Origin of the sequence: Pseudomonas morbosilactucae (genome assembly GCF_023241715.1) — a bacterium.
In the GTDB taxonomy this organism is placed as follows: domain Bacteria; phylum Pseudomonadota; class Gammaproteobacteria; order Pseudomonadales; family Pseudomonadaceae; genus Aquipseudomonas; species Aquipseudomonas morbosilactucae.
In genome coordinates this window covers 118,696-138,261 of sequence record NZ_JALQCW010000012.1, presented here as the reverse complement: position 1 = coordinate 138,261, position 19,566 = coordinate 118,696, and the positions used below count along the sequence as shown (strand labels likewise).

Sequence of the window (19,566 nt, the reverse complement as noted above, 5' to 3'; positions counted from 1 at the left end):
CCGGCTTGCCGGCGATAAGGACCCGGATTCCGCCGGGGCCTTCAGACCGCTATCGCTGGCAAGCCAGCGCCTACAACGCACAAACACCCCTGTAGGAGCCGGCTTGCCGGCGATAAGGCCCCGGAGTCCGCCAGGGCCTTGAGACCGCGATCGCTGGCGAGCCAGCGCCTACAACAAGGCTGTGGGGTTAACGCACGGGCAACACCGGGCTGCCGAGGCGTTCCAGCAGGGTTGCCTGGGCGCTGCGTGGGTTCTGGTTACCGGTCGGCGTGTTACGGATGTAACGACCGTCGGACTGCAGGCTCCAGCTGTGGGTGTTGTCGGTGAGGTAACTCTCCAACTCCTTCTTCACCCGCAGGATCAACTTCTTGCCCTCCACCGGGAAGCAAGTCTCGACGCGCTTGTCGAGGTTGCGCTCCATCCAGTCGGCGCTGGAGAGGAACAACTGCTCCTCGCCGCCATTGAGGAAGTAGAACACCCGAGTGTGCTCCAGGAAGCGACCGATGATCGAGCGCACGTGGATATTGTGCGAAACCCCGGCAATGCCAGGACGCAGGCAGCACATGCCACGCACCACCAGGTCGATGCGCACGCCAGACTGACTGGCCTTGTACAGCGCACGGATGATCTTCGGATCGGTCAGGGAGTTGAACTTGGCGATGATATGGGCCGGCTTGCCATCGAGGGCAAACTGGGTCTCGCGCAAGATCATGTCGAGCATGCCCTTCTTCAGGGTGAACGGTGCATGCAGCAGCTTCTTCATGCGCAAGGTCTTGCCCATGCCGATCAACTGGCTGAACAGCTTGCCCACGTCTTCACACAGGGCGTCGTCGGATGTCAGCAGGCTGTAGTCGGTGTACAGGCGGGCGTTGGCGGCGTGGTAGTTGCCGGTGCCCAAGTGGGCGTAACGCACGATCTCGCCGGCCTCGCGCCGCAGGATCAGCATCATCTTGGCGTGGGTCTTGAAGCCCACCACGCCGTAGATCACCACCGCGCCGGCCGCTTGCAGACGGCTGGCCATCTGCAGGTTGGACTCTTCATCGAACCGCGCCCGCAACTCGATCACCGCGGTGACTTCCTTGCCGTTGCGCGCGGCGTCCACCAGGGCGTCGACGATTTCCGAGTTGGCACCGCTGCGATACAGGGTCTGGCGCACCGCCAGCACGTGCGGGTCCTTGGCCGCCTGGCGCAGCAGGTCGACCACTGGAGTAAAGGACTCGAACGGGTGCAGCAGCAGGATGTCCTGCTTGCTGATCACGCTGAAAATATTCTCGCTGTTCTGCAACAGCTTGGGGATCTGCGGGGTGAACGGCGTGTATTGCAGCTCTGGGTGGCTGTCCAGGCCGGTGATGCTGAACAGGCGCGTCAGGTTCACCGGGCCATTGACCTGGTAGAGCTCGGTTTCGTGCAGGTTGAACTGCTTGAGCAGGTAGTCGGACAGGTGTTTAGGGCAGGTGTCGGCCACCTCCAGGCGCACCGCGTCACCGTAGCGACGCGAGAACAGCTCGCCGCGCAGGGCGCGGGCCAGGTCTTCGACGTCTTCGGTGTCCACCGCCAGGTCGGCGTTACGGGTCAGGCGGAACTGATAGCAGCCTTTCACCTTCATGCCCTGGAACAGGTCATCGGCGTGGGCGTGGATCATCGACGAGAGGAACACATAGTTGTCGCCCGGGCCGCCGACTTCTTCCGGCACCTTGATGATCCGTGGCAAAAGGCGCGGGGCCGGGATGATCGCCAGGCCGGAATCGCGACCGAAGGCGTCGATGCCTTCGAGCTCGACGATAAAGTTCAGGCTCTTGTTCACCAGCAACGGGAACGGGTGCGTCGGGTCGAGGCCGATGGGGGTGATGATCGGCGCGATTTCGTCGCGGAAATAGCGGCGCACCCAGGTCTTGAGCTTGGTGGTCCAGTAACGGCGGCGGATAAAGCGCACCTGATGCTTTTCCAGCTCCGGCAGCAGGATGTCGTTGAGGATCGCGTACTGGCGGTCGACGTGACCGTGCACCAGCTCGCTGATGCGCGCCAGGGCCTGGTGGGGTTGCAGGCCATCGGCACCGGCTTGTTCCCGGGCGAAGGTGATCTGCTTCTTCAGCCCCGCTACACGAATCTCGAAGAACTCATCCAGGTTGCTGGAGAAGATCAGCAGGAATTTCAGCCGTTCCAGCAACGGATAGGACTCATCCAGCGCCTGCTCCAGCACGCGGATGTTGAACTGCAGTTGCGACAGCTCACGGTGGATGTACAGGCTGCTGTCATCCAGGTTGGGGACGACGATCGCCGGCGCCGGCTGCGGCTCGGCCGTCACCGCTGCCGGCGGAGGGGTTTCCAGCTCCGGCGGGGTTTCCACCACTTGTTCGACCACAGGCTGAGCCTCTTTTACGGCAACTTCAGTGAGTCCTTCGGTATTCATCGCGTGTTCCTGGGAGGGCTATTTTTGCTCTCGTAACAATTGAGCAGCACGAACGGCAAAGTAAGTCAGGATGCCATCAGCACCTGCACGTTTAAAGGCGGTCAGGGATTCAAGAATAACTCCTTCACCCAACCAACCATTCTGGATCGCCGCCATGTGCATGGCGTATTCGCCGCTGACCTGATAGACAAAGGTCGGCACCTTGAATTCATCTTTGACCCGGAAAAGGATGTCCAGGTAAGGCATACCCGGCTTGACCATGACCATGTCCGCCCCTTCGGCCAGATCGGCCGCCACTTCATGCAGGGCTTCATCGCCGTTTGCCGGGTCCATCTGGTACGAGGCCTTGTCGGCCTTGCCCAGGCTCAGCGCCGACCCCACCGCATCGCGGAACGGGCCGTAGTAGGCGCTGGCGTACTTGGCCGAGTAGGCCATGATCCGCACGTTGACATGACCGGCCAGCTCCAGGGCTTCACGGATCGCCTGGATACGGCCGTCCATCATGTCCGAAGGCGCCACCACCTGGGCACCGGCGGCGGCATGGGACAAGGCCTGGCGCACCAGGGCATCGACGGTGACGTCGTTTTGCACATAACCCTGTTCGTCGAGAATGCCGTCCTGGCCATGGGTGGTGAACGGGTCGAGGGCGACGTCGGTGATCACCCCCAACTCCGGGAAGCGTTCACGCAGGGCCCGGGTAGCGCGCTGGGCGATACCGTCGGGGTTCCAGGCTTCGGCGGCATCCAGGGACTTGAGCCCTGCCGGCGTCACCGGAAACAGCGCCAGCGCCGGAATCCCCAGCTCGACCCAATGCGCCGCCTCTTCAAGCAACAGATCGATGGTCAGACGCTCCACGCCGGGCATCGACGCCACCGCCTCGCGCCGGTTCTCACCGTCAAGCACGAATACCGGGAGGATCAGATCGTCCACCGACAGCCGGTTCTCGCGCACCAGACGTCGGGAGAAGTCATCACGGCGGTTACGACGCAAGCGGGTGGCGGGAAACAGACGGTTGGCGGGGGTAAAGCTCACGGCAGACTCCTGAGCCCGCGCTGGCGGGCGAGCGTGACAGTTATAAGCGGCCATTATGACGAACGTATGACAGTTGTGCTTAGCCCTGTAAGCGGCAGTCGCAGCCATTGTCATTGGCGGAATTGTTCACGTCGAGACACATTTCGATACTTTCATCCCTGTCGCCGAAGGGGTAGGCTGCGCGTTCATTTCGCCAGCATCCAGACAATGCTCCAACAATTTCTCCAGGATTTCGGCTACTTCGCCCTCTTTCTAGGCACATTTTTCGAAGGCGAGACCATCTTGGTCCTGGCCGGCTTCCTCGCGTTCCGTGGATACATGGACATCAACCTGGTGGTGGTCGTGGCGTTCTTCGGCAGCTATGCCGGCGATCAGCTGTGGTACTTCCTCGGTCGTCGCCATGGGCGCAAGTTACTGGCGCGCAAACCGCGCTGGCAGATGATGGGTGACCGGGCGCTGGAGCACATTCGCAAGCACCCGGATATCTGGGTGCTGAGCTTCCGCTTCGTGTACGGCTTGCGCACGGTGATGCCGGTGGCCATCGGCCTGTCTGGCTATCCGCCGGGCCGCTACCTGTTGCTCAACGGCATTGGCGCGGCCATCTGGGCGGCTGCCCTGGCAGCGGCGGCCTATCACTTCGGCGCGATCATGGAAGGCATGCTCGGCAGCATCAAGAAGTACGAGCTGTGGGTCCTTGGCGCGTTGCTGCTGCTCGGCGTCGGCCTGTGGCTGCGCCGCCGCTTCAAGAACGCGCGCCTGGCCAAGCAGGTCTACGAAGCCGAACAGGCCGAGCTGAAAAAAGCCAACGACAGCCCTACGCCAAGCGAGTGAAACGGCCGCGGCAGCCATACAGCGCCAGCCCACTGAGCACGCTGTAAAGCAGCAGGGCAACCCAGGCCAGGGGGTTGCCCGGCCACAGCCCGACCATCGGCGCCAGCCACACCAGCGGCAGATTCGACAGCAGCCGCAGCCCCTCCAGCTTCAACGCCCAAGGGCGATTTTCCAGCCAGGCCCCCAGCACAAACAGCCCCCAGGCCATGGCGCCCCAGCCCAGGACCAGGCCGGCAGTGGACACGCTGTTCTCCAGGTTCATCAAGTAGCTGCCCAAGGCCACGTAGACCGCGAACTGCAGCACCACATACACCTGCTGCCCCAACGCCAGCGGCACCTCGAACTTGCGAAAGCTTGCCAGGTCCGGCTTGTTCAGCGGGTAGCGGGCCGCCACATCCGCCGGCCGCCAGCCCGTGGGCATAAACCAGATTCGCAGCTTGTCCCACAGGTTTCGGGTACGTCGCGCATCCGCCAGCAACTGAGCATAGAACTGCAGGTTGGCCCAGATCGGGTTCCAACTGGCCAGCGGCGTGGTCACGCCGAACACCACCGGTTCGTTGTCGTCCTCTTCCTGGAAGGTGCCGAACAGGCGGTCCCAAATAATGAACACCCCGCCGTAGTTGCGATCCATGTAGAGAGGGTTTTGCGCGTGATGCGCACGGTGATTGGACGGCGTGACGAAGAACCACTCATACCAGCCGAGCTTGGGAATATGCCGGGTATGCACCCAGAACTGGTACAGCAGGTTCAATGCCGCGACGCTGACAAACACCAGCAGCGGCACGCCGAACAGTGCCAAGGGCAGGTAGAAGATCCAGCTCAGCAAGAAACCGGTGCTGGTCTGGCGCAGGGCCGTGGAGAGGTTGTAGTCCTCGCTCTGGTGATGCACCGAATGGGCAGCCCAGAGAATGTTGCGCTCGTGGCCCAGGCGGTGCAGCCAGTAGTAGCAGAAGTCATACAGGACAAAGGCGAAGACCCACACCCAGACGCTGTCGGCAGGCCACTGGAACAGCCCCAGATGCTCCAGGGCGAACGCATAAGTCAGCAGGCCGACGCCCTTGGTCAGCAGGCCGGTGGTGGTGGACAAGACCCCGGTGCTGATGCTGTTCACCGCATCCGCGACCCGGTAGTTATTGACCCCGCGCCAGCGGTCGAGCAGCAGTTCCAGGACAATCAGCACGAAGAAAAACGGCACCGCATAGAGGATGAAGTTCATGACACGGCCTGATCGGATTCGATACCTGAGATTAGGTCCCAGCGCGCAATCGCCCTATGGCAACACATGACAAATTAGTGGACATTTAGCGCCATGAATCTGGAGAAAAGCCCATGAGCAAAAAAGTTGCAGTGATCCTTTCCGGTTGCGGCGTCTACGACGGCGCGGAGATCCATGAAAGCGTGATTACCCTGCTGCGCCTCGACCAGCGCGGCGCCAAGGTCCAGTGCTTCGCCCCCGATATCCCGCAGATGCACGTGATCAACCACCTCACCGGCGATGCCATGCCCGAGCAGCGCAATGTCCTGGTGGAATCGGCGCGCATCGCCCGGGGCGAGGTGAAGAACGTGCGCGAGGCCAACGTCGAGGACTTTGATGCGCTGATCGTTCCCGGCGGTTTCGGCGCGGCGAAAAACCTTTCCAACTTCGCCGTGGAAGGCGCCGCCTGCACGGTCCAGGCAGACGTCCTGGCCCTGGCCGAAGCCTTTGCCGAAGCCGGCAAGCCGGTAGGTCTGATCTGCATCACCCCGGCCCTGGCGGCAAAAATCTATGGCCCGGGCGTGACCTGCACCATCGGCAACGATGCCGGCACCGCCGAAGCCCTGACCAAGATGGGCGCCACCCACGAAGACTGCGCCGTGAGCGATATCATCGAGGACAAGGCCCGCAAGCTGGTCAGCACCCCGGCCTACATGCTCGCGCAATCCATCAGCGAAGCCGCATCCGGCATCAACAAGCTGGTGGACCGGGTGCTGGAACTGACCCACGAACACGACCAATAAGCCACCGTCGGTGGCGAGGCCCCGAGCGCCTCGCCACCCGGCTTCAGGCCTGGCGCGCCAGCCGGGTCAGAATCCGGTCCAGCGAGTTCGCGAACGCCTGCTTCTCCCGATCGCCATAAGGCCCCTGCCCTCCTCCCACCTGGCCCTGCTCCCGCAGGTCGGTGAACAGATTGCGCACCGCCAGGCGCTCGCCCATGTTCTGCGCATCGAACTCCTTGCCCCGCGGGTCGAGGGCTGCCACGCCCTTCTTCACCAGCCGGTCAGCCAGGGGCACATCGCTGCAGATCACCAACTCCCCAGGCACCGCGTGTTCCACCAGGTAGTCGTCCGCGGCATCCGGTCCGCTGGGCACCACGATCAGCCTGACGCAGGCAAAGGCCGGCTTGATCTGCGGCTGCCCGGCCACCAGCAGCACCTCGAACTGGCGCTTGAGGGCAAACCGCACCACCTGGTCCTTGGCCGCCTTGGGGCAGGCATCGGCATCGATCCACACACGCATTGAATGTTCTCCTTACAAAAAGCAAAACGGGCAAGCCGCCCCAGTCAGGAGCGAGCTTGCCCGCGATCAGCGACGCCTCAGATTCAGGACGCGCGCACGCGCTGCTTCTCATTCAGGCGGCTGCGGCTGTACAGCACCACAATCGCCAGCAGCGCCACGGCCTGAGCCCCGAGCGAATAGGCGTCAGCGTGAATCCCCAGCCAGTCGAAGTCAAAGAACGCCACCGGCCGCGTGCCGAAAATGCCGGCTTCCTGCAGCGCCTTGACGCCGTGCCCGGCAAACACCACTGACAGCGCACACAACAGCGCTGCGTTGATGCCGAAGAACAACGCCAGCGGCAGCTTGGCCGAGCCCCGCAGAATCCCCCAGGCCAGGCCCACCAGCAGCACCAGCGCGGTGGCGCCACCGGCCAGCACCGCGTTGTGACCCGCCGGGCCCGCCTGCAGCCACAGGGTTTCGTAGAACAGGATCACCTCGAACAGCTCGCGATAAACCGAGAAGAACGCCAGGATCGCAAAACCGAAACGCCCGCCCCCGCCCACCAGACTGCTCTTGATGTAGTCCTGCCAAGCGGCCGCATGGCGCCGGTCGTGCATCCACACGCCGAGCCAGAGCACCATGACGCTGGCGAACAACGCCGTCGCCCCTTCCAGCAGCTCGCGCTGGGAACCGCTGACATCGATCACATAAGCCGCCAGGGCCCAAGTCCCCAGACCCGCCAGCAGCGCCAGGGCCCAACCGACGTTGACGCTGCGAACCGCCGACTGCTGCCCGGTATTGCGCAGGAAGGCGAGGATCGCCGCCAGCACCAGAATCGCTTCCAGGCCCTCGCGCAGCAGAATCAGCAAGCCGGAGATAAAGCTCAGGGACGCGCTCAAGCCATCGCTGCCCAACAAGCCCGCGGACTCCTTGAGCTTGGCCTTGGCCGCCTGCAGACGCTGCTCGGCCTGATCCACCGGCAAGCCGTCCTGCAGGGACTGCCGGTAAGCCATCAGGGACTTCTCGGTGTCTTTGCGCACCGTGGCATCGACGTTGTCCAAGGAGCTTTCCACCAGTTCGAAACCTTCCAGGTAGGCCGCCACTGACAGGTCGTAGGCCTGCTCATGGTCGCCAGCGCGGTAGGCGGCCAGGCTCTTGTCCAGGGTCGAGGCGGTGTAGTCGAGCAACTGGGCCGGGCCACGCTTGACCTGGGGCGGCTGCCCACGCTGGGCGCGGAAGGTCGCGGCCGCCTCGGCACCCTGGGCACTCAACACTTCGCTGGGGGTTTGCCGGGCCAGGTCGGCCAGGTTGAACGGGCTGTCGCTCTTGGCGGCGGCAGGGTCGGCACTGAAGCCGGCGATGTAGGTGGCCAGGTCCCAACGCTGACGATCATCCAGCTGGTCGGCGAACGACGGCATGTCGGTGCCTTCGATCCCCAGGCCCAGGGTGTTGTAGATCGCGTACAGGCTCAGGCGGTCCAGGCGCTTGGCATCGCGCAGATTGGCCGGTGGCGGCATCAGGCCGACACCCGCCGGTCCATCGCCGCTGCCGCTGGTGCCGTGGCACACCGAACAATGTTGGGCATAGAGCGGCGCGCCACGGGCCGGATCGGGGGTGATGATCGGCGCCTGGCTGACTTCATAGGCCACCGCCAGGCGAGCCCCCAGTTGCCGGGCCTGACGCGCCACCTGGGCGCCGTCCTCGTGCGCCGTCACGGCCGTGCGCAAACGACGGATCCCGTCATTCAACTCGGCCTGCTCGGGCTTGGCCGGCAGCTCGCTCACCAGCCCCTGGAGCACGCCGAGAAACTCCAGCTGCTCACGGTACTCGGACTCGTCGATGACCTTGCCCGCCTCGACCGTCGACGGGTAGTCGGCACCGATGTAATCGAGCAGATGCAGGGCCTTGCCGGCGCTGTCGGACGTGTCGGCCAGCGCGCTGAAGCTGCACAGGGCCACCACCGGCAGCATCAGCCACGCCAGTGAACGGGAGAAGGCGGTCATGAACGAATCTCAAATGGAAATACGAAGTAACACATTGTTCACTTCCAATGCACTTCACTCAAGGCCTATCGGCGTTACAGGCGTTCATCGGTCGTCTTGCGCCCTGCGTAAAAAAAACCCAAAGCTGGCCGATGAAGACCTGGTCATGCTGGAGCTGCGTGAAAAAGCCGACACCCGCACCTGGCGTACCTTGCCGGACAACACCCAGGTGGTACGCCTGCGCCTGAAGAAGGGCGAACAGCACCTGAGCGTGGCCAACAGCCTGCCGATCAAGGTCAAGGTAAACCTGCCCTATCAGGTCATCAACCTGCGGGTGGTGGGTCACCAGGTGTTTGTTTCGGGCCAGGTTATGCGGGCTAGAGAGGTCGCCAGCCAGGCGCCATAGACAGCGTGTACGCGTAGTGGCATCGGCCGCAAAAGTTGAGCTAAAAAGCCATTACAGAGCCAGCATCCGGTGTCTATAATGCCGCGCCTTCGTTATTGCGATATGGAATCAGCCATATTTTTTAATGAAGAATTGGCAGGATCGCCCGATACCTAGACCAAGAGGTCCTTACAGCCAGACCTGCATTCGGCTGCCAATTTTCAGGGAAGAAGTATCGCTCATGGCATCCCGCGCCCTCACTTCGCTCGCGCTCAGCGCCGTCACCCTACTTGCCGGTTGTTCTGCCTTTCGCAGCTACGACAACGAACTCCAGGAAACCAACCAGCAACTCAGCGCCGGTCACGTCGACGCCGCCCTGGTCCTGCTGGAAAAGAACAACACCGGTGAAGACAAAGACCTGCTCTATTACTTCGAGAAAGGTGAGCTATTGCGGGCCAAGGGCGACCTGAACGGTAGCCAGGCCGCCTGGCAGCATGCCGATCAAGTGGTGGGCAACTGGGAAGACTCGGTCAAGCTCGACACCGACAAGTACCTGGCCCAGTTCGGCAGCTTCCTGGTCAACGACAAGGTGCGTCGCTACGAAGGCTACGACTACGAAAAAGTCATGCTGACCACCCAGATGGCCCTCAACCTGCTGGCCCAGAATGATTTCGACGGCGCCCGCAGCGCCATCAAGAAGACCCACGAACGCGAAGCCGTGATCGCCGAACTGCGCGACAAGGAATACCTCAAGCGCGAGGAAGAGGCCGAGAAGCAAGGGGTCAAGACCGAGTACAAGGACCTTCAGGGCTACCCGGTGGCCTCCCTTGACGCGCCAGACGTGGTCAACCTGAAAAACAGCTACCAGAGTGCGTTCAGCCACTACCTGGCCGGTTTCGTCTACGAAGCCCTGGGTGAGAAAGACCTGGCTGCACCGGGCTACCGCAAAGCCGCCGAGCTGCGCCCCAACACCCCGCTGCTGGAAAAGGCCCTGCTGAACCTCGACGCCCCGGCGGACCTGGTCAGCGTCAAGCCATCGGGTAAATCGAGCCGCAAGGCCTCGAAAAAGGTCGCCGCCAAAGCCGTGGTCGCCCCGGTGGTGGAATCCAACGACAGCGACGTGCTGATCGTGGTGCAAAGCGGCCTGGCGCCGGCCCGCGATTCGATCCGTATTCCCCTGCCCCTGCCCATCAGCGGCAACTTGGTGATCACCCCGCTGTCGTTCCCGGTCATCAAGCCGGACACCTCGACCCAGGCGTTCACCCAGATCGTGGTGGATGAACAGCAACAGGACCTGACCCAACTCAACAGCACCACTGCCATGTCCCGCCGCGCCCTGCGTGACGACATGCCGGGGATCATCCTGCGCACCACCGTGCGCGCCGTGACCCGTGGCGTGGCGCAAAAGCAACTGAACGACGTCAACCCACTGGCCGGGCTGGCCGTGGGCCTGGCATCGGCGGTCACCGAAGGCGCCGACACCCGTACCTGGCGCACCTTGCCGGACAACACCCAGGTGGTGCGCCTGCGCCTCAAGCAGGGCGACCACCAGATCAGCCTGCCCAACGCCCTGGGCGGCACCCGGGTCCAGGTCAAGATCGAACAACGCTACCAAGTGGTCGCGCTGCGCGTGGTCGGCAACCAGGTCTTCACCAGCGGCCTTGCCGCGCAAGTGATCGCCAACCCCAACGCCCAAGCCATCGCCACCCTCAAACAACCTTAAGCGGAGTCGCTCATGCGCTTTAACCTTATCGCCGTCGCCGCACTGGCCCTCCTGGCCGGCTGCGCCACCCCTCCACCTCCGGCACCCGGCAGCGCCGCGAGCAAGGTCGTGGTGATGAACAAATTCAACAACATCGCCGTCGGTGCGATGCGGGTTGCCCGTGAAAACGGCTTCCTGACGGTCAAGGTGGCGCTGAACAACACCAGCCACACCAACATGACCATGTACTACCGCTTTGTCTGGCTGGGCGACGACGGTTTCCCGGTGGCCGACGAAGAAAGCTGGAAAGTCTTCAACCTGTACGCCGCCCAGGCCACCTTCCTGCCGGCCATTGCCCCGGTTCCGCAGGCGACCGATTTCCGCATGGAAGTCAAAACCCAATAAGCCGTTTTTGAATTCGATTAAGAGAGCACCGTCATGTTTGCACGCTTTTCCTGCATCGCCATAGTCGCCCTTCTGGCCAGCGGCTGCGCCAACAACTCGCCTGTACTGGGCGGCAAGAACATCGGCTACGGCGACAGCAAGGCCGTGGAACTGGTGACCAACGAGTTCGGTTCCACCGACCTGCAGATGATCGCCGAGTCCATGACTCGCTCCCTGGCCCAGTCCGGCATCCTGCAAGGTCGCCCGGTGGTTCAGGTCTACGACGTGAAGAACAAGACCAGCGAGTACATCGATACCCGCGAGATCACCACCTCGATCAAGACCCAGTTGATGAAGTCCGGCACCGCCCGCTTCGCCAGCGACAACAACGCCATGCAGAGCCAGGTCGACCAGCTCAAGCTACAAAACCAGAGCGGCCTGTACAAGAAAGGCACGGTGGCCAAGACCGGCAACATGATCGCCGCCAAATACCGTCTTGAAGGCTCGATCAGCTCCATCGTCAAGCGCAGCAGCGACTACAAGGACGTCTTCTACAAGTTCAGCCTGCAATTGATCGACGTTGAAAGCGGTCTGGCCGAGTGGATGGACGAGAAAGAGATCCGCAAGACCACGGAGCGTTAAACAATGCGTGCATGGATTGGCATCCTGGCCCTGGCCTGTGCGTTCAGCGCCCAGGCGGCCCCGAAAGTTGCAGTCATGGACCTGGCCTACCAGGAACGTGTGCAGGAATACATCCACGTGGTCTCGGCGCAGAGCAATTACCGCGAGGGTTATTACAGCGCCAGCGGCTCGTCGAGCTACAACGAGATGGAGTCCAGCAGCAGCTACATCGAAGAAGGCGAACTGCGTAAGTTCACCGGCGACATCAAGGGCGAGATCCTGCGCTCCGGCATGTTCCAGCTGGTGCAAGGTTCGCCGCACACCGATGCGTCCAAGACCAACGTCTATGACGTGATCAAGCGCATCAAGGCCGGCAACTTCAAGGGCGCCGACTACGTGCTGTTCGGCACCTTGTCGGACATCGACTTCACCCAGGACATCAACGAGCTGGCCAATACCAACAGCTACTCGGCGGTGCTGGGGCTGACCCTGGTGGCGGATTTCAGCCTGATCAACACCAAGACCTTCGAGATCACCTCGGCCTTTACCGCCATGGGCGAAGGCCAGGACACCAAGCTGGTGAACAGCCGCGACATTCGTGTTTCGCTGAATCGCCCGCGTGTGGTCCGTGAAGTCTCGAAGACCCTCGGTGAAGACGTTGCCCGGCAAATCGCCGAGCAGCTGGGTCGCGGTGGCTATGAGCAACCAGGCCGTGCACCGGTGCGCAATAACCTGCCGCCGGACAGCGCGCCAGTGATCCTGCGCTAAAGCGTCTGTAAACGAAAAAGGCGACCCCAAGGGTCGCCTTTTTTTGTGCCTGCGGTTTAGATCGCGGCTTTGCGGATGGTCGCCAGCAACCCCGCGGCGCCAATGAACAACCCGGCAAAGGTGCGGTTCATGCGCCGTTGCTGGGTCGGCGTACGCAGCAGGCGCAACACCTTGGACGCCAGCCCGGTGTAGCCAGCCATGACTATCAGATCGACCACGATCATGGTCACGCCGAGGATCAGGTACTGCTGCACCAGCGGCGCGTGCGGGTCGATGAACTGCGGCAGCACCGCGAGCATGAACACCAGGGCCTTGGGGTTGCTTACGTTCACCAGGAAGCCGCGAAACACTAGGGCCAGGGGCTTGCCGATCGGGCGAATGGCGGCGTCGTCACTGAGGTCGCTGGGCAAGGCGCGCCATTGCTTGATCGCCAGGTACACCAGGTAGGCCACGCCGAACCATTTGATGGCATAGAAGGCCGTGGCGGAGGTCGCGAGAATCGCGCCCACGCCCGCAGCGACAATGGCGATCTGCAGCGCCAGGCCAAGCTGCAGGCCCAGGGCGTTCCAGTAACCGCGCCAGAAACCGTATTGCAGCCCGCAGGACATCGACGCAATAGCGCCTGCGCCCGGGGAAAGACTGATCACCCAGCAGGCGGCAAAAAACGCCAGCCATGTCTCAAAAACCATCGCACACCTCGACTCGAAATCGGTTCAGGTGCCTAAGCTAATGCGCCGGCTGGCGGATGACTATCGTTTTTTTCGGCGCCGACAAAGGCCCGGGGCTACTTGCCGCCGGAGCTCAGGGGCAAGGCGTCGGCACCGCGCCAACGGCGTACCGAACGCTGGAAGAACAGGCTGTTGGGCACTTGCACCATGGCGCTGCCGGTGCCGGCCTCTTCGACTTCGATCAGGGTGGTGTAGAGCAGGTTGATCGCCACCACCCGGCCTTTGACGCCGGGCTTGTCCACCGTGTCCACCAGCTCCACCAGATCGCCCAGGCGGAATGGCCCGACGGTGAAGATCAAAATCGCGCAGAGCAGGTTGGAGAGCACACTCCACATGGCGAAGAAGGCCACCGCGGCCACGGCGACAAAGCCGGACAAGGCGGTCCACAGCACCGTGGCAGAAACGCCCAGGCGCTCCAGGACAAAGATCAGCGCGCTGCCCATGATCAGCCAGCGCAGGCCGCCACGCAGGGGCATCAGCAATTGCGGCGGGAAAGGGTAACGCTCGCCCAGGCGAGTCAGGCAACGGGCAACGAAACGCTGGGCCAGGTAGCCCACCAACAGGATCAGCAGAATCTGCACGCCAATCCACAGCGGCTCGATCCATTGTGCCGGCAACGACAACTGCAACGCCTCCATCAGGATAAGGCCTCCAACTCCGCCTGCAGGCTTTCCAGCAGCTCCAGGGCTTCCATCCAGGACTCTTCCAGCTGGCCTTCACGGACCTTGAGCTTGGCCTGTTCAGCCAGCAGGTCACGCAATTCGTCCTTGCGCGCCGCCTCGTAGATGCCGCTGTCGCCCAGGCTGGCTTCGATCTTGGCCAGGCGCTCATGGACCTTGCCCAGTTCGGCTTCCAGCTTGTCGGCTTCACGCTTGTGCGGCGCCAACTGCTGACGCAGGGCAGCAGCGGCCTGGCGCTGGGCCTTTTTGTCGGTCTTGTCCGGGTTAACCGGGGTGTTGCTGACCGGCGCATTGCGCTGGCGATAATCCACCAGCCAGCGGGTGTAGTCGTCCAGGTCGCCATCGAACTCCTCGACCTTACCGTCCGCCACCAGGTAGAAATTGTCGGTGGTGCTTTTGAGCAGGTGGCGATCGTGGGACACCACCAGCACCGCGCCACTGAACTCTTGCAGGGCCATGGTCAAGGCCAGGCGCATCTCCAGGTCCAGGTGGTTGGTGGGTTCGTCGAGCAGCAACAGGTTGGGCCGCTCCCAGGCGATCAGCGCCAGGGCCAGGCGGGCTTTTTCGCCGCCGGAGAAATTCAGCACCGGCTCGTCGATGCGCGCGCCACGGAAATCAAAGCCGCCGAGGAAGTCGCGCAGGGGCTGCTCGCGCTCGGTGGGGGCCAGGCGCTGCAAGTGCAGCAACGGGCTGGCCTTGGAATCCAGGGAGTCCAACTGATGCTGGGCGAAGTAGCCGACCACGGTGTTCTCGCCACGGGTCAGGCGGCCCGACAGCGGCTGGAGTTCACCGGCCAGGTTCTTGATCAGGGTCGATTTACCGGCACCGTTGGGGCCCAGCAAACCGATCCGCGCGCCGGGGGTCAGTTGCAGCTTGACCTTCTCCAGCACCGCCCGCTCGCCGTAACCCAGGCGCGCGTCGGAGAGATCGATCAAGGGGCTGGAGATCTTCATCGACTCGCGGAAGGTGAAGTCGAACGGCGAATCGACATGGGCCGCCGACAGCTCTTCCATGCGTTCCAGGGCCTTGATCCGGCTCTGGGCCTGGCGGGCCTTGGTGGCCTGCGCCTTGAACCGCGCGATGTAGCTTTCCATGTGCGCCCGTTGCGCCTGCTGCTTCTCGTAGGCCTGCTGTTGCTGGGCCAGACGCTCGGCACGGGCGCGTTCAAAGGCGCTGTAGCCGCCGCGATAAAGCGTGATTTTGCGCTGATCGACGTGGGCCACGTGATCCACCACGGCGTCCAGGAAGTCGCGGTCGTGGGAGATCAGCAGCAAGGTGCCCGGGTAGCTCTTGAGCCACTCTTCGAGCCAGATAATGGCGTCGAGGTCCAAGTGGTTGGTGGGCTCGTCGAGCAGCAACAGGTCCGACGGGCACATCAGCGCCTGGGCCAGGTTCAGGCGCATCCGCCAGCCCCCGGAGAAGTCGCCGACCTGACGGTCCATCTGCTCGTTGGTGAACCCCAGGCCCGCCAGCAATTTGCGCGCCCGGGCGTCGGCGGTGTAACCGTCGGCGCTATCCAGTTCGGCATGCAGGCGCGCCTGGGCAGCACCGTCGTGGGACGCTTCGGCCGCCGCCAGCTCACGCTGCACCTGACGCAGACGCAGGTCGCCATCGAGCACATAGTCCACGGCCAGGCGTTCGAGGGTATCGACCTCCTGACGCATGTGGGCAATGCGCCAGTCGGCGGGCAGGAAGCAGTCCCCGGAATCCGGGTGCAGCTCACCGCGCAACAAGGCGAAAAGGCTGGATTTGCCGGCGCCATTAGCACCGATCAAGCCGGCTTTATGGCCGGCGTGCAGGGTCAGCTCGGCGTCTTCTAGCAGACGTTGCGGGCCACGCTGTAAAGTCAGGTTCTGAAGTCGAATCATAATGGCGGCGGAGTCTACCAGCTTCGCTCGCAACTGGCGCGAGTAGGAATATGTCCTCTGACCTGTGGAGCTTTACCCTCAAGACCTACGCCCTTTCCGGCGTCGAAGCGGCGTGCCTGCAATTGCAGGGGGCCGGTGCCAATGTCTGTCTGCTGCTGTGCGCCGCTTGGCTCGGTGAGCGTGGCGTGGCCTGCACTGCGCAACGGCTTGAGTTGCTACGCGAGCAGGCCGAGCCCTGGCACCGGGACGTGGTGCAACCGTTACGCCAGTTACGCAATCAATGGCGCTCGGCGGCCGGCCAGGATCCGGAACTGCGGATCTTGCGCGAACAGGTCAAAGCCCTGGAACTGGAAGCGGAACGGCAATTGTTAATGCGTTTGCAAGATGTGGCCGAGGACTGGCCAGAGGGGCAGGCGGACGATTTGTCGGCCTGGCTGGAAGGAGTGGCGGCCGAAGCCGCCAACTTCAACCGCGACGCGCTGCAGGTGCTGCGTGTCGCGGTGACCAGCGCTTAGGAAGCGCTGCCTGGGGTGCTGCTGGCAGCGGCCGACGCAGGAGCGGCCGGAGTGGCTGCCGGTGCTGGCGAAGCAGCTGGAGCAGGTGCGGCAGGTGTCGCTGGCTTGGCGGCCGCAGGAGCGGTGGCCGGTTTAGCGGCAGCAGGTTTGGCGGCTGGTTTTTTCGCCACTGGCTTGGCGGCCGGTTTAGCAGCGGGCTTGGCAGCAGCCGCGGCTGGCTTGGCTGCAGTGGCTGGTTTGGCAGCGGCAGCCGGTTTAGCGGCTGGCTTCGCAGCAGGTTTAGCGGCGGCTTTCACCGGGGTTTTAGGCGCCGCTGGCTTGCTGGCCGCAGCCTTGGCAACAGCGGGTTTAGCGGCCGGCTTGGCCACTGCCGGTTTGGCCGCTGCGGTTTTGGCGGCTGGCTTGGTCGCTGGTTTTGCCGCGGCTTTCACCGGGGCCTTGGCAGCCGGTTTGGCGGTAGGTTTAGCCGCCGCGGTTTTGGCCGCAACCGGTTTGGCAGCAGGCTTGGCGGCTGCGGTTTTGGCCGCAGGTTTCGCCGCCGGCTTGGCAGCACTGGCCGCTGGCTTGGCGGGTGCCTTGGCAGCAGGTTTAGCGGTCGATTTTGCAGGGGCTGCTTTGGCTGCTGCCGGTTTGGCGGCAGGCTTCTTCGCCGCAGCCGCTGCTGGCTTGGCATCACGGGTGGTCAAGACTTTGGCCACCGCTTCTTTCACGCGACCAACACCCTGGGCCAGTTTCAGGCTTTCCTGGGCATCGCGCTTGAGTTGCAGAATGTAGGTGCGGGTTTCCGATTGACGCTCTTTCAGAGCATCCAGCAGGTCTTCAAGATCTTTCACTGCACCCTTGGCCTTGCCTTGCGCCTTGGCTTTGCCGGCCGCTGCGGCGTCCTGCAATTTGGTGCGCGACTTGTGCAGTTTTTCCTGCGCTTTACCCCGTTGTTTTTCCAACTTGGCGAGCAGTTTTTCAGCATCAGCCAAGGCCTCGGAACAGGCGTTTTCCAAATGCTCGAGCAGGCTGCCCGACAACTGTTGGAGTAAATGCAACGGAGTACTTACAGGCTTCTTATTGGCCGACATGGTTTACCTCCTGGCTGACGTGAGTTGCGGCTCATACTAGACCTCTGCTGCTACCGCCGCTAGGGCATGTTGACAGTATCGAAAGCCCCGCGTTGCAGCCGATTGAAAATGTTCTGCACGCGACTCGAAGTTGCTCACCAGCGTGACCATCGCCACTGGCATAATCCCCACCATCTCAGGCCGGAGAGTGCCCATGTCACGCTACCTTTTTTTATCCTTGATCTGGCTTGTGCCAGTGGCTCACGCCGCCACCGAGCCGGCACCGAATGATGCTCACGACCTGGCTTACAGCCTTGGCGCCAGCCTCGGTGAACGCCTGCGCGAAGAAGTCCCCGAGCTGCAGCTCCAGGCCTTGATCGAAGGTTTGAAAGCGGCCTATCAAGGCCAGCCCCTGGCACTCAAGGATGAGCGTATCGAACAGATCCTCGCCCAACACGATGCCCAGGTCAGCGAGCAATCGGCCAAGCCACAAACAGAAGTGGCCCTGGAAAACGAGCAGCGTTTTCTCAGCGCCGAGAAAGCCAAGCCCGGTGTGCGCGAACTGGCAGACGGCATCCTGCTCACCGAACTCACCCCCGGCAGCGGCGCCAAGGCCGGCGCGGACGGTTCGGTGCAAGTACGTTATGTGGGTCGCCTGCCTGACGGCACGCTGTTCGATCAGAACCAGCAACCGCAGTGGTTTCGCCTGGACAGCGTGATCGCCGGCTGGCGCAGCGCGTTGCAGCAGATGCCTACGGGCGCCAAGTGGCGGCTGGTGATCCCGTCGGTCCAGGCGTATGGCGCGGACGGTGCCGGCGACCTGATCCCGCCCTACACGCCTCTGGTGTTTGAGGTTGAATTACTGGGCACAAAAAGCTGAGGCCCGACAACGAAAAACGGCGCGCCATGCGCACCGTTTCGGTCAACCTCACGCCTCCCTTCAAGCTTGGGCAGCCGCTTCTTCCTTGTGAGCGTTGTGCAGGACTTCGATCAGGCAATCTTCCAGTTCGAAGCGCTCATGCAACAGGCCGCCGAGCTCCTGGAATTTCTGCGCCACGCATTTGCCTTCATCACACAGATCGTTGAAGGCCAGCAGCTTTTCAGTGATCACATCGATGCGCGGGTAAAGGGTCTCCGCCAGTTCCAGGCCGCGTTTGTCGCCAAAGGCCTTGGCTTCGCTGGTCAGCTGCTCGTAGATTTCGAAATGCCCTGCCGACACGTAGTCCACCAAAATGGCGCAGAACTCCTGCAACGGGGCTTTGCTCTCGGCCAGTGCCTCAGGTTTGGCACCGAGGGCGTCATAGGCCCGAACCAGTTCGTGACGCTCCTGGAGCCAGCGATCGATCAGCAGGTGCACCCCACCCCAGCGTTCCTGAGCATTCTGACAACTTTCGAGCATGGCGATCTCTCTTCCCTTATGGGTCATGCCGTCTACACCTGCTGCGGGACTTGAAGACTCAAGCAGCAGCCAGGCAGAACAGCATCGAGCAACATAATTCCAATGACGCGTGCGGGCCAGATTATGCCCGCACGACAATGGCTTCAAGGTACGCAGGAGATAAAGTTCATACAAGCGTTTAATCCGCCTGCCCTGCGCAAATACTGACTCAAGACAAGACCGGCGCCTGCCAGAGGGCCTGCAACCGGCGCCATAGCTGGTAGCCGCTGACCATCAGTACAGCGACAAAAACCAGCAGGCTCCATTCCGGCAGGCTCATGTCCAGCAACGTCCAGCTGACTTCAGCGCAGTCGGACGTGCCCTTGAACGCCAACTGCAGTGTCTGCCACCAGGAAAAATGACGCAGCATGAACGGCAGGTCCGGCACACAGGCCAGCAATTGCTCGGAGGGGATGTTCTGCAACAGCACATGACGCCCGGCCGTGACCACGCCCAGCAAGCCCCAGAACAGATTCAGCCCCCAGTACAGCAAGCGCCCCAGGCGGCGCGGCCCGTGTGCGGCGGCAATCAGGTTGGACACGCCGAGCAACACCAGAAGACCGCGCTGCGCACTCCAAAGCGGGCAAGAGTCGAGGCCGCCGCCGGATTGCAGGTAAAACGCCGCCCATGAGGCCAAGGCCCCCAGCAGAAACATCAGGGAGAACAGCACGCGCGAGCCGGCCAACGACATGAC

The 19,566-nt window shown here is 62.7% G+C and carries 20 protein-coding genes; 9 read left to right on the top strand and 11 right to left on the bottom strand.

Annotated elements, in window-relative coordinates:
* Window positions 1-187: 187 nt before the first annotated feature.
* Window positions 188-2,410 carry a polyphosphate kinase 1 gene (ppk1, locus tag M1B34_RS07060; RefSeq protein WP_268264741.1) on the bottom strand — a complete coding sequence of 741 codons (2,223 nt, stop codon included), beginning with the start codon at window positions 2,408-2,410 and terminating at the stop codon, window positions 188-190.
* Window positions 2,411-2,428: 18 nt separating this feature from the next.
* The gene (gene hemB / locus M1B34_RS07055; RefSeq protein ID WP_268264740.1) at window positions 2,429-3,442 is read right to left on the bottom strand and encodes a porphobilinogen synthase; all 1,014 of its coding nucleotides are present in this window, start codon (window positions 3,440-3,442) and stop codon (window positions 2,429-2,431) included.
* A gap of 207 nt (window positions 3,443-3,649) precedes the next feature.
* Here hemB and M1B34_RS07050 point away from each other — a divergent pair, with 207 nt between their 5' ends.
* The gene (locus M1B34_RS07050) at window positions 3,650-4,273 is read left to right on the top strand and encodes a DedA family protein (RefSeq protein WP_123327758.1); all 624 of its coding nucleotides are present in this window, start codon (window positions 3,650-3,652) and stop codon (window positions 4,271-4,273) included.
* Here the strand turns inward: M1B34_RS07050 and M1B34_RS07045 are convergent.
* Window positions 4,257-5,489: a sterol desaturase family protein gene (locus M1B34_RS07045; protein WP_268264739.1), complete on the bottom strand. Its 1,233-nt coding sequence runs from the start codon at window positions 5,487-5,489 to the stop codon at window positions 4,257-4,259. The two genes, M1B34_RS07050 and M1B34_RS07045, sit on opposite strands and share 17 nt — an antisense overlap.
* A 113-nt stretch (window positions 5,490-5,602) precedes the next feature.
* Here M1B34_RS07045 and elbB point away from each other — a divergent pair, with 113 nt between their 5' ends.
* Window positions 5,603-6,271, top strand: coding sequence for an isoprenoid biosynthesis glyoxalase ElbB (gene elbB, locus M1B34_RS07040; protein ID WP_268264738.1), 669 nt, complete (start codon window positions 5,603-5,605; stop codon window positions 6,269-6,271).
* A gap of 43 nt (window positions 6,272-6,314) precedes the next feature.
* On the opposite strand, the gene M1B34_RS07035 is transcribed toward elbB, so the two are convergent.
* Both M1B34_RS07035 and M1B34_RS07030 read right to left on the bottom strand, forming a co-directional pair.
* Entirely contained in the window at window positions 6,315-6,770 is a 456-nt protein-coding gene (locus tag M1B34_RS07035) for a YaiI/YqxD family protein (RefSeq protein WP_268264737.1), read from the bottom strand.
* Window positions 6,771-6,853: 83 nt separating this feature from the next.
* Window positions 6,854-8,752 (bottom strand): cytochrome c/FTR1 family iron permease, encoded by a 1,899-nt coding sequence (locus M1B34_RS07030; RefSeq protein ID WP_268264736.1) that lies wholly within the window; start codon window positions 8,750-8,752, stop codon window positions 6,854-6,856.
* Window positions 8,753-8,897: 145 nt separating this feature from the next.
* On the opposite strand from M1B34_RS07030, the gene M1B34_RS07025 reads away from it, so the two are divergent.
* The 5 genes from M1B34_RS07025 to M1B34_RS07005 all read left to right on the top strand — a co-directional run bounded on the left by M1B34_RS07025 (window position 8,898) and on the right by M1B34_RS07005 (window position 12,591).
* Window positions 8,898-9,137: a hypothetical protein gene (locus M1B34_RS07025; protein ID WP_425273498.1), complete on the top strand. Its 240-nt coding sequence runs from the start codon at window positions 8,898-8,900 to the stop codon at window positions 9,135-9,137.
* 220 nt (window positions 9,138-9,357) lie between these two features.
* Window positions 9,358-10,839: a COG3014 family protein gene (locus tag M1B34_RS07020; RefSeq protein WP_268262662.1), complete on the top strand. Its 1,482-nt coding sequence runs from the start codon at window positions 9,358-9,360 to the stop codon at window positions 10,837-10,839.
* A 12-nt stretch (window positions 10,840-10,851) separates the two neighbouring features.
* The gene (locus M1B34_RS07015; RefSeq protein WP_123327765.1) at window positions 10,852-11,223 is read left to right on the top strand and encodes a YcfL family putative periplasmic lipoprotein; all 372 of its coding nucleotides are present in this window, start codon (window positions 10,852-10,854) and stop codon (window positions 11,221-11,223) included.
* 33 nt (window positions 11,224-11,256) lie between these two features.
* A complete protein-coding gene (gene lpoB, locus M1B34_RS07010) occupies window positions 11,257-11,844 on the top strand; it encodes a penicillin-binding protein activator LpoB (protein WP_268264735.1) in 588 nt (195 codons plus the stop codon).
* A 3-nt stretch (window positions 11,845-11,847) separates the two neighbouring features.
* Entirely contained in the window at window positions 11,848-12,591 is a 744-nt protein-coding gene (locus M1B34_RS07005; protein WP_123327767.1) for a penicillin-binding protein activator LpoB, read from the top strand.
* 56 nt (window positions 12,592-12,647) lie between these two features.
* On the opposite strand, the gene M1B34_RS07000 is transcribed toward M1B34_RS07005, so the two are convergent.
* The 3 genes from M1B34_RS07000 to M1B34_RS06990 all read right to left on the bottom strand — a co-directional run bounded on the left by M1B34_RS07000 (window position 12,648) and on the right by M1B34_RS06990 (window position 15,867).
* Window positions 12,648-13,280, bottom strand: a complete 633-nt coding sequence (locus tag M1B34_RS07000; RefSeq protein WP_123327768.1) for a LysE family transporter — start codon at window positions 13,278-13,280, stop codon at window positions 12,648-12,650.
* A gap of 95 nt (window positions 13,281-13,375) precedes the next feature.
* Window positions 13,376-13,957 (bottom strand): mechanosensitive ion channel family protein, encoded by a 582-nt coding sequence (locus tag M1B34_RS06995; RefSeq protein WP_268264734.1) that lies wholly within the window; start codon window positions 13,955-13,957, stop codon window positions 13,376-13,378.
* Complete coding sequence (locus tag M1B34_RS06990) at window positions 13,957-15,867, bottom strand: ATP-binding cassette domain-containing protein (protein WP_123327770.1); 1,911 nt, start codon at window positions 15,865-15,867, stop codon at window positions 13,957-13,959. Before M1B34_RS06990 ends, M1B34_RS06995 begins: the two co-directional genes overlap by 1 nt.
* Window positions 15,868-15,917: 50 nt before the next feature.
* Here M1B34_RS06990 and M1B34_RS06985 point away from each other — a divergent pair, with 50 nt between their 5' ends.
* Window positions 15,918-16,382: a TIGR02444 family protein gene (locus tag M1B34_RS06985; RefSeq protein ID WP_123327771.1), complete on the top strand. Its 465-nt coding sequence runs from the start codon at window positions 15,918-15,920 to the stop codon at window positions 16,380-16,382.
* Here the strand turns inward: M1B34_RS06985 and M1B34_RS06980 are convergent.
* A complete protein-coding gene (locus tag M1B34_RS06980) occupies window positions 16,379-17,455 on the bottom strand; it encodes an AlgP family protein (RefSeq protein ID WP_268264733.1) in 1,077 nt (358 codons plus the stop codon). The genes M1B34_RS06985 and M1B34_RS06980 overlap by 4 nt on opposite strands.
* Window positions 17,456-17,648: 193 nt before the next feature.
* Here M1B34_RS06980 and M1B34_RS06975 point away from each other — a divergent pair, with 193 nt between their 5' ends.
* Window positions 17,649-18,314 (top strand): FKBP-type peptidyl-prolyl cis-trans isomerase, encoded by a 666-nt coding sequence (locus M1B34_RS06975; protein WP_268264732.1) that lies wholly within the window; start codon window positions 17,649-17,651, stop codon window positions 18,312-18,314.
* A 60-nt stretch (window positions 18,315-18,374) separates the two neighbouring features.
* On the opposite strand, the gene rsd is transcribed toward M1B34_RS06975, so the two are convergent.
* Together rsd and M1B34_RS06965 are read right to left on the bottom strand one after the other, a co-directional pair.
* A complete protein-coding gene (gene rsd / locus M1B34_RS06970; protein ID WP_123327774.1) occupies window positions 18,375-18,833 on the bottom strand; it encodes a sigma D regulator in 459 nt (152 codons plus the stop codon).
* 208 nt (window positions 18,834-19,041) lie between these two features.
* Window positions 19,042-19,563 carry a disulfide bond formation protein B gene (locus M1B34_RS06965; RefSeq protein ID WP_268264731.1) on the bottom strand — a complete coding sequence of 174 codons (522 nt, stop codon included), beginning with the start codon at window positions 19,561-19,563 and terminating at the stop codon, window positions 19,042-19,044.
* Between the last annotated feature and the right edge of the window lie 3 nt (window positions 19,564-19,566).

Coding starts and splice junctions, on each gene's coding strand:
- ppk1 (WP_268264741.1), bottom strand. CDS start 2,410: ATGAATACCGAAGGACTCACTGAAGTTGCCGTAAAAGAGGCTCAGCCT.
- M1B34_RS07050 (WP_123327758.1), top strand. CDS start 3,650: ATGCTCCAACAATTTCTCCAGGATTTCGGCTACTTCGCCCTCTTTCTA.
- M1B34_RS07045 (WP_268264739.1), bottom strand. CDS start 5,489: ATGAACTTCATCCTCTATGCGGTGCCGTTTTTCTTCGTGCTGATTGTC.
- elbB (WP_268264738.1), top strand. CDS start 5,603: ATGAGCAAAAAAGTTGCAGTGATCCTTTCCGGTTGCGGCGTCTACGAC.
- M1B34_RS07035 (WP_268264737.1), bottom strand. CDS start 6,770: ATGCGTGTGTGGATCGATGCCGATGCCTGCCCCAAGGCGGCCAAGGAC.
- M1B34_RS07030 (WP_268264736.1), bottom strand. CDS start 8,752: ATGACCGCCTTCTCCCGTTCACTGGCGTGGCTGATGCTGCCGGTGGTG.
- M1B34_RS07025 (WP_425273498.1), top strand. CDS start 8,898: ATGCTGGAGCTGCGTGAAAAAGCCGACACCCGCACCTGGCGTACCTTG.
- M1B34_RS07020 (WP_268262662.1), top strand. CDS start 9,358: ATGGCATCCCGCGCCCTCACTTCGCTCGCGCTCAGCGCCGTCACCCTA.
- M1B34_RS07015 (WP_123327765.1), top strand. CDS start 10,852: ATGCGCTTTAACCTTATCGCCGTCGCCGCACTGGCCCTCCTGGCCGGC.
- lpoB (WP_268264735.1), top strand. CDS start 11,257: ATGTTTGCACGCTTTTCCTGCATCGCCATAGTCGCCCTTCTGGCCAGC.
- M1B34_RS07005 (WP_123327767.1), top strand. CDS start 11,848: ATGCGTGCATGGATTGGCATCCTGGCCCTGGCCTGTGCGTTCAGCGCC.
- M1B34_RS07000 (WP_123327768.1), bottom strand. CDS start 13,280: ATGGTTTTTGAGACATGGCTGGCGTTTTTTGCCGCCTGCTGGGTGATC.
- M1B34_RS06995 (WP_268264734.1), bottom strand. CDS start 13,957: ATGGAGGCGTTGCAGTTGTCGTTGCCGGCACAATGGATCGAGCCGCTG.
- M1B34_RS06990 (WP_123327770.1), bottom strand. CDS start 15,867: ATGATTCGACTTCAGAACCTGACTTTACAGCGTGGCCCGCAACGTCTG.
- M1B34_RS06985 (WP_123327771.1), top strand. CDS start 15,918: ATGTCCTCTGACCTGTGGAGCTTTACCCTCAAGACCTACGCCCTTTCC.
- M1B34_RS06980 (WP_268264733.1), bottom strand. CDS start 17,455: ATGTCGGCCAATAAGAAGCCTGTAAGTACTCCGTTGCATTTACTCCAA.
- M1B34_RS06975 (WP_268264732.1), top strand. CDS start 17,649: ATGTCACGCTACCTTTTTTTATCCTTGATCTGGCTTGTGCCAGTGGCT.
- rsd (WP_123327774.1), bottom strand. CDS start 18,833: ATGCTCGAAAGTTGTCAGAATGCTCAGGAACGCTGGGGTGGGGTGCAC.
- M1B34_RS06965 (WP_268264731.1), bottom strand. CDS start 19,563: ATGTCGTTGGCCGGCTCGCGCGTGCTGTTCTCCCTGATGTTTCTGCTG.